At 26.7% G+C, this 15,721-nt stretch carries 18 protein-coding genes; 17 read left to right on the top strand and 1 reads right to left on the bottom strand.

Annotation, left to right across the window (positions count from 1 at the left end; translation table 11 throughout):
* Positions 1-3 precede the first annotated feature (3 nt).
* The 11 genes from ACN6I1_RS06005 to ACN6I1_RS06055 all read left to right on the top strand — a co-directional run bounded on the left by ACN6I1_RS06005 (position 4) and on the right by ACN6I1_RS06055 (position 9,928).
* Positions 4-1,164, top strand: a complete 1,161-nt coding sequence (locus ACN6I1_RS06005) for an iron-containing alcohol dehydrogenase (protein ID WP_419743097.1) — start codon at positions 4-6, stop codon at positions 1,162-1,164.
* Between the two features lie 185 nt (positions 1,165-1,349).
* Positions 1,350-2,321, top strand: coding sequence for a hypothetical protein (locus ACN6I1_RS06010; protein ID WP_419743098.1), 972 nt, complete (start codon positions 1,350-1,352; stop codon positions 2,319-2,321).
* A 209-nt stretch (positions 2,322-2,530) separates the two neighbouring features.
* Positions 2,531-3,007 carry a hypothetical protein gene (locus tag ACN6I1_RS06015; protein ID WP_419743099.1) on the top strand — a complete coding sequence of 159 codons (477 nt, stop codon included), beginning with the start codon at positions 2,531-2,533 and terminating at the stop codon, positions 3,005-3,007.
* Positions 3,008-3,236: 229 nt separating this feature from the next.
* Complete coding sequence (locus ACN6I1_RS06020; protein WP_419743100.1) at positions 3,237-3,770, top strand: DUF4825 domain-containing protein; 534 nt, start codon at positions 3,237-3,239, stop codon at positions 3,768-3,770.
* A 290-nt stretch (positions 3,771-4,060) separates the two neighbouring features.
* Complete coding sequence (locus ACN6I1_RS06025; RefSeq protein ID WP_220796477.1) at positions 4,061-4,381, top strand: CD3324 family protein; 321 nt, start codon at positions 4,061-4,063, stop codon at positions 4,379-4,381.
* A complete protein-coding gene (locus ACN6I1_RS06030) occupies positions 4,374-6,278 on the top strand; it encodes an endonuclease MutS2 (protein WP_419743101.1) in 1,905 nt (634 codons plus the stop codon). The genes ACN6I1_RS06025 and ACN6I1_RS06030 overlap by 8 nt, the downstream gene beginning before the upstream one ends.
* 246 nt (positions 6,279-6,524) lie before the next feature.
* On the top strand, positions 6,525-7,073 hold the full coding sequence (locus ACN6I1_RS06035) for a GNAT family N-acetyltransferase (RefSeq protein ID WP_419743102.1): 549 nt from the start codon (positions 6,525-6,527) through the stop codon (positions 7,071-7,073).
* A 306-nt stretch (positions 7,074-7,379) separates the two neighbouring features.
* On the top strand, positions 7,380-8,060 hold the full coding sequence (locus ACN6I1_RS06040; RefSeq protein WP_419743103.1) for a 5'-methylthioadenosine/adenosylhomocysteine nucleosidase: 681 nt from the start codon (positions 7,380-7,382) through the stop codon (positions 8,058-8,060).
* Between the two features lie 137 nt (positions 8,061-8,197).
* The gene (locus ACN6I1_RS06045; RefSeq protein WP_419743104.1) at positions 8,198-8,446 is read left to right on the top strand and encodes a maltose acetyltransferase domain-containing protein; all 249 of its coding nucleotides are present in this window, start codon (positions 8,198-8,200) and stop codon (positions 8,444-8,446) included.
* Between the two features lie 3 nt (positions 8,447-8,449).
* Complete coding sequence (locus ACN6I1_RS06050) at positions 8,450-8,767, top strand: DapH/DapD/GlmU-related protein (RefSeq protein ID WP_419743105.1); 318 nt, start codon at positions 8,450-8,452, stop codon at positions 8,765-8,767.
* Between the two features lie 87 nt (positions 8,768-8,854).
* Positions 8,855-9,928, top strand: a complete 1,074-nt coding sequence (locus ACN6I1_RS06055) for a DUF362 domain-containing protein (RefSeq protein ID WP_419743106.1) — start codon at positions 8,855-8,857, stop codon at positions 9,926-9,928.
* A 50-nt stretch (positions 9,929-9,978) separates the two neighbouring features.
* Here ACN6I1_RS06055 and ACN6I1_RS06060 read toward each other — a convergent pair whose 3' ends face one another.
* A complete protein-coding gene (locus tag ACN6I1_RS06060; RefSeq protein WP_419743107.1) occupies positions 9,979-11,376 on the bottom strand; it encodes a glycosyltransferase family 2 protein in 1,398 nt (465 codons plus the stop codon).
* A gap of 202 nt (positions 11,377-11,578) precedes the next feature.
* Between ACN6I1_RS06060 and ACN6I1_RS06065 the strand changes: the two genes are divergently transcribed.
* The 6 genes from ACN6I1_RS06065 to ACN6I1_RS06090 all read left to right on the top strand — a co-directional run bounded on the left by ACN6I1_RS06065 (position 11,579) and on the right by ACN6I1_RS06090 (position 15,565).
* Entirely contained in the window at positions 11,579-11,929 is a 351-nt protein-coding gene (locus ACN6I1_RS06065) for an SdpI family protein (protein WP_220796472.1), read from the top strand.
* A 177-nt stretch (positions 11,930-12,106) separates the two neighbouring features.
* Positions 12,107-12,631: a dihydrofolate reductase family protein gene (locus ACN6I1_RS06070; RefSeq protein WP_419743108.1), complete on the top strand. Its 525-nt coding sequence runs from the start codon at positions 12,107-12,109 to the stop codon at positions 12,629-12,631.
* Positions 12,632-12,743: 112 nt separating this feature from the next.
* Positions 12,744-13,031, top strand: a complete 288-nt coding sequence (locus ACN6I1_RS06075) for a DUF503 domain-containing protein (protein ID WP_406967044.1) — start codon at positions 12,744-12,746, stop codon at positions 13,029-13,031.
* 90 nt (positions 13,032-13,121) lie between these two features.
* Entirely contained in the window at positions 13,122-13,580 is a 459-nt protein-coding gene (locus ACN6I1_RS06080; RefSeq protein WP_406967045.1) for a hypothetical protein, read from the top strand.
* Between the two features lie 545 nt (positions 13,581-14,125).
* Complete coding sequence (locus ACN6I1_RS06085) at positions 14,126-14,575, top strand: C-GCAxxG-C-C family protein (RefSeq protein WP_419743109.1); 450 nt, start codon at positions 14,126-14,128, stop codon at positions 14,573-14,575.
* A 12-nt stretch (positions 14,576-14,587) separates the two neighbouring features.
* On the top strand, positions 14,588-15,565 hold the full coding sequence (locus ACN6I1_RS06090; RefSeq protein WP_419743110.1) for a TDT family transporter: 978 nt from the start codon (positions 14,588-14,590) through the stop codon (positions 15,563-15,565).
* Positions 15,566-15,721 lie beyond the last annotated feature (156 nt).

Consider the following 15,721-nt stretch of genomic DNA (forward strand, 5'->3'; position numbering starts at 1 on the left):
ACAATGTTAGACTTTACTTTTCACAATCCAACTAAAATAGTTTTTGGGAAAGATAAAATAGAAGAATTAAAATTACTTATACCAGAGGATGCAAGAGTTTTAGTCCTTTATGGTGGAGGAAGCATTAAAAAATTTGGAACTTTAGATAAGGTAAAAGAAGCTTTAAAAGGGCGTGAAATATTTGAATTTTCGGGTATAGAGCCAAATCCTAAATATGAAACATTAATAAAAGCGGCAGAAATAGTTAAAAAAGAAAATATAGATTTTTTATTAGCGGTTGGCGGTGGTTCAGTAATGGACGGAACTAAGTTTGTAAATTTAGCAGCTAACTATGATGGTGAAGACAAAACTGATTTATTAAACTATGGGTTTAATCCTGTTCCGGTTTCTAAGGGGTTACCTATAGGAACAGTCGTTACACTTCCAGCAACTGGATCAGAAATGAATGGAGGAGCGGTTATCTCTTACAATGGAGGTAAGTTCTCTGTTAGAAGTCCTTTATCATTTCCTACATTTTCAATCTTAGATCCAACACTGACATTTACTTTACCTAAGACACAAGTAGCAAATGGAGTAGTAGATACATATATACATGTACTAGAACAATATGCTACATATTCTGTTGATGCAAGATTTCAAGATAGAACAGCAGAAGGAATATTAAAGACGTTAATAGAAATCGGAAGAGATACTATAGATAATCCAACAGATTATGATTTAAGAGCTAATTTAGTTTGGTGTGCAACTATGGGGCTTAATGGTCTTATAGCTGCAGGAGTTCCTCAAGATTGGACAACACATAAAATAGGACATGAATTAACTGCTTTATATGGAATAGATCATGCTAAAACCCTAGCAGCCATACTTCCAGCACTTTGGGAAGTTAGAAGAAATGAAAAAGGATCTAAACTAGTTCAATATGCTGAGCGTGTATGGGATATAAAAGAAGGTAGTGATGATGAAAAAATAGATCTAGCAATAAGAAAAACTCGTGAGTTTTTTGAAAGCGTAGATATGCCAACTCATTTATCAGTATATGGACTTAAGAAAGAAGATGTTGATACTGTTGTAAATTCTCTTGAATGTCATGGAATGACTAATTTATCAGAAAGAGGAGATTTAGGATTAAATATAAGTCGCAAAATAATAGAAAAAGCACTTTAATTATTTTGTTTTAAATTAAAATAAAAGCTATAGTTTTATAACTTATAAAACTATAGCTTTTATTTATAAATAGAAAAATATATTATATGAAATTATTGTATCAAAAAAATTAAAAATACAAAAAACGAGTTATTTAATTATAAAATGAGAATAATAAAACTACTAAAACTAAAAGGAGACTAATTATGCTAAAGACAAAAATTACAATTTTAATTTTAGTGGCTTTAATGGGAAGCACAATAGTGTCAAATGCAAATGAAGTTAACACACAAGACCTGATTCTAGGGGGATGTAAGTTAAAACAATGCGAAATAAAAAGTGATAAAAGAACAAAAAATTATGACGAAGAAAATATTATAGAGAGATTTTTCAGGCCATCTAAACTTCCAATTTTAAATGATAAAGACGAAAGTTCACTTTATAATATGTATGGCAGTAAAGATATAAATTTAAAGATACCAAACAACCTTTTAAAAACTCCAGAAGATACGATAATAAATTATTTTAGTGTTTTAAGAGAAGCTGCAAATCCAACTGAAGATAATCATACAGGATGTGGATCATTAGGAGATACAAGAGGGCCTTACCCTGTTGCATATAATTTTTTATCGAATTCATATAAGCAAGGTCATAGCTATGAAGAGTATTTAAAATCATTTGAAAATAAGCTTCATATAAATTTAATTAAACTTAATAAGTTGCCTAGTGATGAAAACAATAAAACAGATTTAAAATACTTTGTTGAATTAGAAATAATAGAAGGAACCAATGAAAAGAAAGGTGTTTTTGCTTACTATTATGGATATATTTATCTTAACAAAGAAAATGGAGTTTACAAGATAAAAGATATGCAGTATGCACCTGAGAATTATTTATGTGCACCATATCATGGTTGGAACTATGACGCTAAACTAGTAGTAGAGATTAAATATAGAGATTGGTGTTCTTTAGTATCAGGAGACGTAAAGGTAAAACAAGATGGATATGAGAAAAAAGTATATTTTAAAGACAAAGATGGAAATCAGTATTATGTGCTTTTCTATCAACTAACTAATGGATATGATATAAAAATAGCTGACTACAAGAAGAATAAGAATGGTAAGTGGGAAGTTATATATATAAACCCTGAGAGCTGTTTAGAAAAGAAAAATTCTTAGAAGAAAAAATCCGAGTATAATTAATTAACTCGGATTTTTTCTTCTAAGTAAATTAATTCAAAATGCATTTTACAACACAATATAACATTTAACTAGCAACATATAAGTATAGTTATTCTAATCAATATTAATTAAACAGAGTCAATAATAATTTTAATATATATTTGTAATGTTATTAATTAATGCTAAAATAGAGTAAGGAGGGCATTATGAAGAAAATTTTAGATTATATAAACAACTTAAGTGAAGGTAAATTCATAGCCTTATCTATACTAGTGGCATTAGTCTGTACGGTACCTTTTGATTTTTTCAAAATTTATTCTAACACATACATGGGGTTAGAATTTTCAGGGACTATGTCATTTGGATGGGACTTTTTAGTAGCTGTTATTATAGGACCAATAGTTGAGTCTATATTAATAGTTATAGTTAGTAAACTTATAGGGCAGGCAACAGATAATAAATTTATGATAACATTTATAACTGCAATATTACTTTCAGGAATTCAAAACTATAGTTTACCTTATGCAATTATAATTTTTATACCATCTTTTATTTTTGTTTCAGCATACACATTATATAAAAATAATAAAAAATTTAATTCATTTTCAATAATGGTAATTATAAATATGCTATATAGTGTTATACAAATTGGATTTACGATTTTAGCAAAAAAAATTATTTAAATAAAAAACTATGGTCTAAAATAGTCCATAGTTTTTTATTTGTTTGAATAAACGAAATTAATAATATTAATTCAAAATACGAATATATTAATAATAATAATTTTATAAATTTATAAAATTATTATTAAGCTATAAAAAGATTAGTTACAGTGTGGTAACAGATATTAAAATAAGTTTCCAAATTATGTATAATCATTAGTACTTAGAGCGAATTTAGGGAGGGGTGCAAGTGAAGTATACACGTTTAAAATTGAGAGTATTATTAGTTATAATGTTGATTGGAGTATTTGGTATAATTGGATGCAGCAAAGTAAGTCAAGAACAGAGCGAAATAACATTAGGAGAAAAAGTTGAAAAACTATTAAAATATAAAGGTTCTACTATAGGAGATAATAGTGCTGTTGGAAATATCTCAAATTATTTACTTGCAAGTGATAATCTACAAGGATTTGAATTAAAAACTGGGGAAGAACCTTACGAAATTACATTAAAATATAAAGGATTTGAAGAGTCTCAAATTATTATAAGCACAAATGAAACAATTACTCTTCCGTTTTCAGATGTAATGATAAAAAATTCAATGGTTTTATTTTCTCTTATAAAAAATGTAGATATTATAAATTTAGAGTTAGATGATGGATCAACTATTACATACAAAAAATCGGAGTTAGTTGATGCATATGGAGATAAATATGGAAAAAATTTAGAAAAAATAATAGAGAATAAAACTAGTCTAGAAAGTTTTTTAACAGGAGAAGTATAAAATAAATAATATATAGTTAAGAATCTAAGCATACAAAAGTAAGATTTGCTTAGATTCTTTTTTAGTAAATTGGAAAGTTTAATTATAGTTGTTTTTTACATTGAACTAATATGTGTTATATGAAATAATATATATTAAAGAAAATATAGAAGGAGAGTAAATTATGAAAAATAATAATTATAAAGAGCTGGGAGTTGTACTTCTTAATAAATAAGGAGTTACAAATAAATGGACTCCTTATTTGTTAAGTTTGCAGAATGTACAACTTAAAAATAAAGGAGATTATAAAATTGAAATATAAAAATGCAAAAAATATATTACCTCAAGATCTACTACAACAAATACAACAATACATTCAAGGTGATGCAATTTATATACCTATAGATAATAATGAAAAAATACCATGGGGACAAAAAAATGGAGCTAGAGAAGCTATATATGCTAGAAATAAAAGTATATTTAAGTTATATAAACAAGGTTATTCAATTGATGAAATAGTAAACATATATAATTTATCTGAATCTAGTATAAGAAAAATAATATCGAAAATAAAAAAAGAAACTGGCAAAGATAAGGCTGATTTAAGCCTAGGAGGTACTACAAATGAATAAAATGGCTTTAGAAAAATTACAGCTAAATGAGTTTAAGGAAATGGTGAAAGTTCATTGTGTTAGTTCTCTAGGTAAAGATCTCATAGATAAATTAAGTCCAAGCAAGAATTTAAGTGTAGTAAAAAGAAGATTAAATGAAAATAAAGAAGCTAAAAATGTACTTTTAAATAGTAATCATATACCTTTAGAAGGTCTATTTAATATATACTCAATTATTGATAAAGTTGAAAAAGGTATGGTTTTAGATCCATTGGAGCTTATAAAAGTGGAGGACTTTTTAAGAGGGTGCAAAAAAATCAAACAGTTTATGAACGAAAAAGAATTTTACGCACCTACATTAAGTTCATATTCAGTCAATATAGCTGAGTGCGACTTTATAGAAAATGAGATAAACTACAGTATAAAAGGAAATAAAGTTGATTCTAACGCTTCTAAAGAATTAAAAAGAATAAGAAGAAATATTGAAGTATGTGAAGATAAGATAAAAGAAAGATTAAATAAGTTTTTAACATCCAGTAACAATAAAAGGTATATTCAAGAATTTATAATTTCAAAGAGAAATGATAGATATGTTATACCTATAAAGTCTTCATATAAAAATGAAGTTGATGGTACAATTTTAGATGCATCATCAAAAGGAACCACAGTTTTCATAGAACCTAATAATGTATCTAAATTTAGTTTAGAACTAATTAGTTTAAAATCAGATGAAAGTATAGAAGAATATAAAATATTATCGTATTTAACGGAGTTAATATTTGAAAAATTAGATGAAATAAAATTGAATGTGGAAATCATAGGAGAGTATGATATGGTTTTTGCAAAAGCTAAATACAGTTTAAACAATAAATGTATAACACCATTAGTAAATAATAAAGGTTATATAAAAATAATAAAAGGAAAACATCCTCTTTTAAAAGGAAAAGTTGTTCCGCTTGATTTCGAAATAGGTAAAGATTATAGAAGCTTAATAATAACAGGACCAAATGCAGGAGGCAAAACATTATCACTAAAAACAGTAGGATTGCTTACATTAATAGCACAGTGTGGATTTGACATAAGTGCAGATGGAAATACTGAAATTAGTGTATTTGAAAATATATTTGTGGATATAGGAGATAATCAAAGTATAGAAAATGCACTAAGTACATTTTCATCGCATATAAAAAATATAGCAGAAATTATGAATTCTAGTAATAAGTCTACATTAGTATTATTTGACGAAATTGGAAGCGGAACAGAACCGAATGAAGGCGCTTCGTTAGCTATATCAATATTAGAAGAGTTTTATCAAATGGGATGTATAGTAATTGCATCAACTCATTATGGTGAGATTAAAAATTTTGCTGATATGCATCCGGAATTTGAAAATGCGGGGATGTTATTTGATAAAGAAACACTAGAACCTTTATACAAATTAGTCATAGGTAAATCTGAAGATAGCAATGCGTTATTCATATCAAAAAAAATGGGAATAAGAGATAAAGTTTTAAAGAGAGCTGAGTTATATATTAATGATAAACAGTATAATTTAGAATTAGTTAAGAGAAGCAAAATAGAAAAATATGATGAAGTAGAAGAAAAAGGTATAACAAAAAATGATTATAGTATAGGGGATAAGGTCTTTTTATTAGAAGAAGATGACTATGCGATTATTCGTAAAGAGGTTGATAAGTTTAACAATGTAGAAGTTTTATATAAAGATGAATTTATTCAAATAAATATAAAGAAAATAAAGCCATATTTAAAAGCATCACAGTTATATCCAGATGGATATGATATTGATAGCTTATTTATTTCGTATGAAAATAGAAAGTTAGAAAAAGATATTAAAAGAGGTTCTAAAAAAGCTTTAAAAAGTATTCAAAAAGAAATAAAAAACAATAAGTTAAAATAAAAAATATCCATAGCATAAAATTTGCTATGGATATTTTTTATTTTTATAGTTTTCATAAAAATAAGTGAATTTCGATAAATGTAAATGTTAAAACAAATAAAAACAAACGAAATTATGCAAAACAACAGAAAATATTCGAAAAATATTGTATAATAGAGTTAGTGTTTAAAAAATAAGAGAGATTATTGTTGATATATAGATATTTAGAACTGTCTTGAAAATATATTCGTATATGGAGTGGGTATTATGAAAAATATAAATTTAAAAACTGAAAGGTTATTATTTAGAAAAATTTATAAAGATGATTATTCAGATATTGCAATCATACTTCAAGATATTGAGGTTATGTATGCATGGGAAAAATCTTTTTCAGACAAAGAGGTTAAACAATGGATAGATGAAAATATAAAAAGATATGAAAATGAGGGATATAGCTATTTTCTAGTAACTGAAAAAATGTCAGGGAAAACGGTTGGGCTTGCGGGGCCTTTAATTGAAAATATAAATGGAGAAAAATTTATAGGCATTGCATATATTCTAAAGAAGGAGTTTTGGAATAAAGGTTACGCGACTGAATCAGCAAAAGCTTGTATTAGATATGCTTTTAATGAATTAAATGCAGATGAAGTTGTAGCACAAATAAGAACTAACAATATAAATTCTAAAAATGTAGCTAAAAGGCTAAATATGAAACAAGTAGATAAATATATAAAAATATATGACAAAAAGGAAATGGAGCATTTGATTTACTCTATAAAACGTGAAGACTATTTTGAATTATTTGGAGAAAAATAAGAACTTTGCAATATTAACGATAATGTACACTCTTAAAAAATCTAAATCTATAGATTAAATTTAAATTACAACCTCTTTAAAGATATATAGCAAACATTTTTAAAATGTTAAGTTAAATAAAATTTTACTAAATTATTTTTACAATTTAGATAAAAAATAGGGACAATGTGCTATAATTAACCTTAATATAACATATTTGTAAAATTAAAATAACTTTACTTTATCTAAAGGTTTAGAACGATTCAACGTAAGTAATATTATATATAACTATAATATATTAATTGAAAAATGAGGAGATAGAGTTAAATGATTGGTATAATTGGATCAACTAGTATCGAAATACAATCTATAAAGGATAATATGTTCATAGAAAGAAAAGAGAAGTATGCAGGATTTGATTTTTATATATGTAAGTATAAAGAGTTAGATGTTATAGTTACAAGTTGTAGTGTTGGAAAAGTAAATGCTTCAAGTTGTACTCAAATATTAATAGATAAATTTAATGTAAAAAAAATAATTAATACTGGAATCGCAGGAAGCTTAAATGAGAATGTAAAACTTGGGGATATCGTTATTTCAGACGATATTACATATCATGATGTTAGACCGATTCAGATGAAAAACTGTTTTCCATTTAAGCAATATTTTAATTCAGATGAAAATCTTAAAAATATAGCACTTAGAGCATATGAAAATAGTGATTTTAATTTCCATAATTGTCATATTGGAAGAATGATAACAGGAGATGCATTTATAGCTGATACGGACTTGAAATATAGATTAATTAACGATTATAGTCCATATTGTGTAGAGATGGAAGGCGCAGCAATAGCACATGTATCTGATATAAACAATGTACCATTTTTAATAGTAAGAAGCATTTCTGACAATGCAGATGATAATGCGGCAATAGCGTATAAAGAATTTGAAATAATAGCATCAAATAATTCTGCAAAGTTAGTTATAACTATGTTAGATCTTATGTAAAATAGAATAAATCAATTAAGCTGTATCGAATTTGTTAAAATTAAAATGTATATACAAACTATATACACATTTATTTTTAAAATATTTTGATACAGTTTTTTTATTACGATGCTATAAATTTATAAGAGGAGAACAAGATGACTGAAAAAGAAAAGCTATTAAATGGGGATTTTTATAATACTAGAGATAATGAACTTATAATTATGTATAAAAAAGCAAGAGAATTAATCAATAAATTTAATACAGAGTTGATAGAAAATCCAAATGAAATTTTAAAAGAGTTACTTGGAAATGTTGAAGAAGGGGTGTGGATCGAAAAGCCATTTTTCTGTGACTATGGAAAGTATATTTCAATAGGTAAAAACACATTTATAAACTATAATTGAACATTGCTAGATTGCAATAAAATAACTATAGGTAAAAATGTACTGATAGGACCGGGAACTGGAATTTATACAGCAACACATCCTACGAACTATATAGAAAGAATAAATATAAATAAAGATGGAGAAGCTCCATATAAAACTTATGCACTACCAGTAAAGATAGGTAATAATGTTTGGATAGGAGGTAATGTAAGCATAATGCCAGGGGTTAAAATAGGAGATAATTGTGTTGTAGGAGCTGGAAGTGTTGTTACAAAGTCATTATCTGATAATGTAGTTACAGTTGGAAATCCATGTAAAGTGATAAAACATATAGACTAAAAATTTAAATATGGATATATAATGGAATTAAAATTTAAATATTAGTCTATATTTAAAGATATAAAGCTAAAAAAGAGAGGTAATTAAATGGAAATATCAAAGGTTTACTATTGTAGTTTATATTCAGACTCACAAAGTAGAAACTTACCAAACAATGTAAAAAAATTATTTGAAAGGGCTGGCTTTAGAGAATTTATAAGTAAAAATGAGCAAGTAGCGATTAAATTGCATTTTGGAGAAAAAGGAAATACTACATATATGAGTCCTGTTGCTGTTAGACAAGTAGTTGATAAAGTAAAAGAACATGGTGGAAAACCATTTTTAACAGATACAAATACTCTTTATTCAGGGAGCAGAACAAATTCAGTAGATCATATAACAACGGCTATTGAAAATGGGTTTGCTTATGCGGTCGTAAATGCTCCAATAATTATAGCAGATGGCCTATATAGTAGAAATTCAGTAGATGTAGAAATCAATCAAAAGCATTTTGATAAAGTGAAAATTGGTGGAGAAATATATAATTCGCCTACAATGATTGTAATGAGTCATTTTAAAGGGCATGAGATGGCTGGATTTGGAGGAGCTCTTAAAAATTTAGCAATGGGGTGTGCAAGCGCGCCAGGAAAGCAAATGCAACATTCAGATGCAAAACCAGGTGTAGATAATGATAAGTGTATTGGATGTAGTAAATGTGCAAAATCTTGTCCAGTAGGAGCGATAAACATCGAAGAAAAGAAAGCTAAAATAAATCATGATATTTGCTATGGATGTGGGGAGTGTCCAACTGTATGTCCAACTAGAGCTGTAACTATACAGTGGGAAACTGATTCTGATATATTTGTAGAAAAAATGGCTGAATATGCATATGGAGCTATTAGCAACAAAAAGGATAAAGTAGGGTTTATAACATTTGTTATGAATGTAACTCCACTTTGCGATTGTGTTCCGTGGTCAGGAAGACCTATATCTCACGATATAGGAATACTTGCATCTAAAGATCCAGTTGCGCTTGATAAAGCTTGTTATGATTTGGTATGTGCTGAAATGAAGCATGATGTATTTAAACATGCACATCCAGGTGTTAATGGAATGAGAGTTATAGACTATGCACATGAAATGGGAATGGGCAATAAAGAATATGAATTAATAAAAGTTTAAAATGAAAATGCCGCCTATAAGAGTTTATAGGTGGCATTTTCATTTTAAACTTATTTCCAAACTCTTTTTGCTCCAAATAACTCTTGAGTATATCCATATAAAGAAACCGGAGACATTATAAGTTGATAGCATAAAATGAATAAAACAAGACCAATTAAATTTTTTCTAACTTTAAGGTTTAAATTTTTAAAAACTACATTAGCTTGGTAATAGTATAGTATACCGAAACTTAAAAAAGTAAGAGGCAATACTAATAGCATCATAGGACCAACTATAGCATAGTTACCCCAGAAAAGTGCTAAAATTAAGCCTGGAATCCAGAAAAATGTATAACTAAGGTCCATATATGGAATTATTAGATCTATTCCAGTTAGAAATTTAGAAAACATAGATGGCTGTTTCCAGGGTTTAACTTCTCTAAGCCCCTCAATCATGCCTCTAGCCCACCTTGAACGTTGCTTTATGAAGTGTGAAAATTTTGTTGGAACATCTGTAAAAGCTATTGCCATAGGCTCGAAATACACCTTTTTGTTTCTAGCAAGCATCTTCCACGTAAGAACTATATCTTCTCCTATAGCATCTGACCATCCTCCTAGTTCAGATACAACTTCAGTTTTATATAATGAGAATGCCCCTTGTGCAACTAGTGTTCCTTGATATAACCCTTGCATTCTTTTAATAGATGATATACTTAAGAAGTAATCCCATTCTTGGATTTTAGACAACCAATTATCTCTACTATTTCGAACAAGCATTGAACCAGCAACAGCACAAACTTCATCTGATGAAGATTTTATTCTTCCAACAAGGTTTCTTATAGCATTTTTATGAATTAAGGTATCGGCATCTAATGTTATTACCAACTCTGTATTCACATGCTTCAACCCATAGTTAAGTGCGTTGAATTTTCCTGGAGTAGGTTCAGACAATAACAAGATATCCATATTTAATTCCTTCATAGCTCTTTTTACTTCTGAGCTAGTTTTATCATTGGAGTTATTGTCAATTACTATTATGTGTATATTTCCATTATAGTTTTGATTGCTAACATATTTTAAAGTATTAAATATACCAATCTCCTCATTGAAAGCAGAAATTAAAAGAGTTACATCATCGTCTGCATTATAATTGTTCAATTCAGGCTGCTTGTCTAACAATAAACTGACTATTAAAAATATGTTCATAAAACCGGGTATAAGAGCAATCCCACTTACTATAGATACTGCCCAAAAGTGATTAAGTATAATGGATAAATCATCAATCCAAGGTTCAGATAAACTAATTGCTATCAATGTCCACAATATAGAAATTATTAAGCTTATAAAAAATTTATTTTTTACACTTATATAAACTTTAGAATTATTTTTAAAATTATCATTTAAGTCATTTGAATTATAAATAGGGGCATTTTTAAATTCTTTTTTTGTATCACTAACTACTTTTTCCATTTTAAACACCGCCTTACATTTTATAGACTTAGACAATATTACCTAAAAAAATAAAGTAATTCTAGTGTAAAATTAAGGTAAATGAGGCTATATTATATATAAAGCTTGTAAAATATATAGGTTTGTACTAATTAAAAAATAAAGGATAATTTGTTAAAAACTTGAATATACATACATTTATAGGTAAGAAGGGAGGGGTTTGATGATCCAAGCATATTATCCAAATAATATATACCATTTAGGCATATTGATGATTGGTATTGGGATTGCTATTAGATACTTATCAGGGGAGTATCCTAATGGATTTGGATATAAGTCTGCAATCTCTAAAAGAAATAGATATTATTGGAAAGAAGGTAATGAATATTCAGGGAAGATTTGTATAATATCAGGCTTTTTATATACTATATGTTTTTTCATAATAGATACATTTAATATTAATATTGGTAATGAAATTTTAATATCAATAATGGCATTTACTGTTTTGATGTTTACTATAATATCACTTACTGAATATCATTTATATAAGATTTATAAAATCAACCATGCTTAATAAATATATTTTAAAAAGGCATTTTAATTAATATAAAATGCCTTTTTTATGTATTTTAATAGAAACATTCATTTTAAATAGTTCATAAGTTATTAGATATTATAGTTTATAATAAAATTACATCAAAGATCTAAATGAGTAAATAATAAATAAAAAAAATAAAGTGAGGTCAAAACAATGAGTAGAAAAATAATTTTAAATTTAGCTATAAGTATTGATGGATATATAGCATCTGAAGATGGTGGATTTGACTGGATAGTTGGAGATGGAGATAAAAGTTTAGATACAGAGAAAAAATGGGATTTTAATGGTTTTTTAGATACTATAGATATAGTAGTAATGGGTAAAAATTGTTATGATCAAAACTTTCATAAAGATTTTAAAAATAAAAAGGTGTATGTTGCAACATCTAAAAACTTAAAAGATTATGAAAACATACATTTTATAAAAGGTGATATAGTAAAAATAATTGAGAAAGAAAGACAAACAATTGAGAAAAATATATTTTTATTTGGAGGGGGTAAAGTTATTGATCCATTTATAAAAGCCGATATTATAGATGAATATGTAATAGGAATTATACCTACTATATTAGGTAAAGGAAGAAAATTATTTTTAGAGAATAATCCTAAAATAGACTTACACTTAGATGAATATATTACTGATGAGGGGGTTGTAATTCTTAGATATTCAAAAAGATAAGAAGCTACGACCTTGTATACTTATTTTATGTTTGAGTAAAATGAATATGATTTTGATTAAATATAATAATAATTACATATAGTTAAGTTTATATTTTAGAAAGGAACAGTATATGAAAATATATATTTTAAAAGTTGATTTAAGAGCTGTATGGGTACATTCTTTAAAAGAAAAAAGAATGGTAGTAAAGAGTATAACAAGTAAACTCAAAAATAAATTTAATATTTCTGTAGCTGAAATTGAAAACCAAGATGTACACCAGATTGTTACAATAGGCATAATTGGAATATCTTTAGATCAAAGCTCTTGTTATAGCAATAAAGAAAATATAATAAATTTTATAGAAACAAATACAGATGCAGAAATTATTAACATTGATGAAGATGTATTAAATATATAAAAAAAATTAAAAATAATGTTAATTAAGAATAGATTTCATATTTATGAGAAATCTAATTGTAGTATATATTAAAAAGGAGTTTTTATCATAATGAAAAAAACATTTGTATTAACGTTAATTCTAACTTTATTATGTACTACAACTATTTTTGCACAACCTAGTGAACATGTAATGTTATCTGTTAAAGATTTAATTAGAGTTCAAAATGACTTAGATATAATTATCAAAAAGATTATTTCGTGTGAATACGATAAAATATCTATGGAAAAAACTCTTAAGTTTGATAGTGAGGTTTTAAGTAGTATATTTAATAAATGTCATACTAACTACAATAAAGAAGCATCAAATCTCATTAGAAGAGAAACAGATACTATTTTTTATATTGCTTCCGTATATAGGTTATCTATTAATGGAATTTTACTGTATTTAGAAGATAAAAATAACTATGAAGTTTATTTTTTAGATTCTATATCTCAGTATAAAGTAGGAAAACTTGTTTTAGATCAATTTAGGCAAACTTTAGAAAAAGTATACAAAGTTAAAATATAAAAAAGCTAATTTAATTAAATTAGCTTTTTTTATATTTTAATTTATATTATAGGTATTTGTATACTTGTTGGATTTTTAGCCCAATCTTTAAACCTATATTCGAATTTCCAACAAATATCTGTTAAAACCCTAAAACCACTTTTACTAATTCCTTTTTCAAAGAAAATTTCAATAGAACTAATTTTGTTGGCTAATTCTTTATTTATAATTATATTATAATTATTGTATTTAAAAATTACATCTAATTCATTAGCATCATCCAGAGCTATATCAAATACAGGACCAAGTCAATTGCTTATTCTACGTATGTAAATTCTAAAAGATTGTTGATTGCAATCTTTAAGCATTTTATCAATTGCTAACTTTCCACTTTCTTTAATATTAAAAATCAAAAAATCACATCCTTTTAAAAATTATACTAAGTTAATAGTTATAATCTATAAGATACCCACTATATATAGGAAATATCAATTGTACAAAAAATAAATTAAAAATTATAATAAGTGTGTAAATTATAAAAATAATGTATAATGGAGGAGAAATTTGTGAATAAAGAGCAAAGAGTGTCAGAAATAAGAAAAATAGCAGAAGGATATTTTGAAAGAGGTGAATTTTTCTGTTCAGAGGCAGTTGTAAAAACTATAAATGATGAATTAGGAAAACCATTTAGTGATGAAGTTACAAAGTTAGCTTCAGGATTTCCAATTGGGGTTGGAAAATCAGGATGTCTTTGTGGTGCTGTAAGTGGTGGTGTTATGGCATTAGGAATGGTATATGGTAGATGTCATGGAGAAGCAATGCATGAAGATATGTTTAAATATGCAGCTGATTTACACGATAGAATAAAAGAATTATATAAAAGTACTTGCTGTAGAGTTATGACTAGAAATTTTGAATTCCAATCACCAGAAAGAAAAGCACATTGTATTAAAATAACAGGAGAAGTTGCAGCTTATATAGCTGAAAAATTAATAGATGATGGTAAATTAAAATAAGTAGGTGTATATATGGAAGCTAAAAATAGAGAGGTTAAGTCAAATTTTGAAGACATGCCTGTTGCAATAGCTGGCATTGCACTTGGTTTTATGAGCATATCTACAGCACTACTTGAGTTTAATGTAACTTGGGTACGTCATATAGCTGTAATATTTTCAATACTATGTATAGGATTTTTATTAATAAAGTTAATATTACACCCAAATAAAGTAATTAATGAGATAAAGCATCCAATGGCTGGGAGTATTTATCCAACTATATTTATGACACTTATGTTAGTAGCAGTGTACTTAGTTGAGATAAATCCATCAATAGCTAGTAGTTTATGGTTAGGAGCAACAATACTGCATTTTCTAACATTTATAATGTTTGCTGTTTATATGATTAAAGATTTTAAAATGGAAAATATGATTCCAAGTTGGTTTATACCGACAGTTGGAATTGGGCTAGCAGCTGTTACAAGTAAACCTATGAATATGCCTGGAATTTCTAAGGTATTATTTTATTATTCACTTGTAGCGTTTATAGTATTATTTCCTATTATGATATATAGACTTTTATCTATGGAAAAACTAACTGGACCAAAGGTTCCAACTTTAATGATAATGGTAGCTCCAGCAAATATATGTTTAGCCGCTTATTTTGCAATTGCAGATAAGCCAAATGCTATGTTTGTAAGTATTTTAGCAGCTGTTTCATACGTATCACTTTTATATGGATATACAATACTTCCAAAACTTATAAAATTACCTTATTCTCCAGGTCTTGCTCCACTTACTTTCCCACTTGGAATAAGTGTTGTTGCATCTCAGAGATATGCAAAATATCTGGGCAAGGTAGGATCTCCACTAGAGAGTACGGTTAGAGCATTTTTATATGTTCAAGTTATAATAGCTATATTAGTTATTGGATATATAGTAATAAAGACAGTTGAATTTTTATATAAAAAATTTAATGTAAATAAATCTAAAAATGCAAATGCTATGTAGTAGTACAATTAATTATATATTAAATATGATAAAAATTAAAAAAATTTAAATTATGGTATATAATTTAATGAAATGGTTAATATATAATCAGACAGTTAATTAAGGTTGATTGTCAAACCAATACTTACTATTCAAAAGCTAGATAAGTTCTAACCT

The organism is Paraclostridium dentum (assembly GCF_048568265.1).
GTDB classification, from domain to species: domain Bacteria; phylum Bacillota; class Clostridia; order Peptostreptococcales; family Peptostreptococcaceae; genus Paraclostridium; species Paraclostridium dentum.

Bases quoted from the DNA above. Each gene is read 5' to 3' on its own strand.
- ACN6I1_RS06005 (WP_419743097.1), top strand. From the start codon at position 4: ATGTTAGACTTTACTTTTCACAATCCAACTAAAATAGTTTTTGGGAAA.
- ACN6I1_RS06010 (WP_419743098.1), top strand. From the start codon at position 1,350: ATGCTAAAGACAAAAATTACAATTTTAATTTTAGTGGCTTTAATGGGA.
- ACN6I1_RS06015 (WP_419743099.1), top strand. From the start codon at position 2,531: ATGAAGAAAATTTTAGATTATATAAACAACTTAAGTGAAGGTAAATTC.
- ACN6I1_RS06030 (WP_419743101.1), top strand. From the start codon at position 4,374: ATGAATAAAATGGCTTTAGAAAAATTACAGCTAAATGAGTTTAAGGAA.
- ACN6I1_RS06035 (WP_419743102.1), top strand. From the start codon at position 6,525: ATGAAAAATATAAATTTAAAAACTGAAAGGTTATTATTTAGAAAAATT.
- ACN6I1_RS06040 (WP_419743103.1), top strand. From the start codon at position 7,380: ATGATTGGTATAATTGGATCAACTAGTATCGAAATACAATCTATAAAG.
- ACN6I1_RS06045 (WP_419743104.1), top strand. From the start codon at position 8,198: ATGACTGAAAAAGAAAAGCTATTAAATGGGGATTTTTATAATACTAGA.
- ACN6I1_RS06055 (WP_419743106.1), top strand. From the start codon at position 8,855: ATGGAAATATCAAAGGTTTACTATTGTAGTTTATATTCAGACTCACAA.
- ACN6I1_RS06060 (WP_419743107.1), bottom strand. From the start codon at position 11,376: ATGGAAAAAGTAGTTAGTGATACAAAAAAAGAATTTAAAAATGCCCCT.
- ACN6I1_RS06065 (WP_220796472.1), top strand. From the start codon at position 11,579: ATGATCCAAGCATATTATCCAAATAATATATACCATTTAGGCATATTG.
- ACN6I1_RS06070 (WP_419743108.1), top strand. From the start codon at position 12,107: ATGAGTAGAAAAATAATTTTAAATTTAGCTATAAGTATTGATGGATAT.
- ACN6I1_RS06075 (WP_406967044.1), top strand. From the start codon at position 12,744: ATGAAAATATATATTTTAAAAGTTGATTTAAGAGCTGTATGGGTACAT.
- ACN6I1_RS06080 (WP_406967045.1), top strand. From the start codon at position 13,122: ATGAAAAAAACATTTGTATTAACGTTAATTCTAACTTTATTATGTACT.
- ACN6I1_RS06090 (WP_419743110.1), top strand. From the start codon at position 14,588: ATGGAAGCTAAAAATAGAGAGGTTAAGTCAAATTTTGAAGACATGCCT.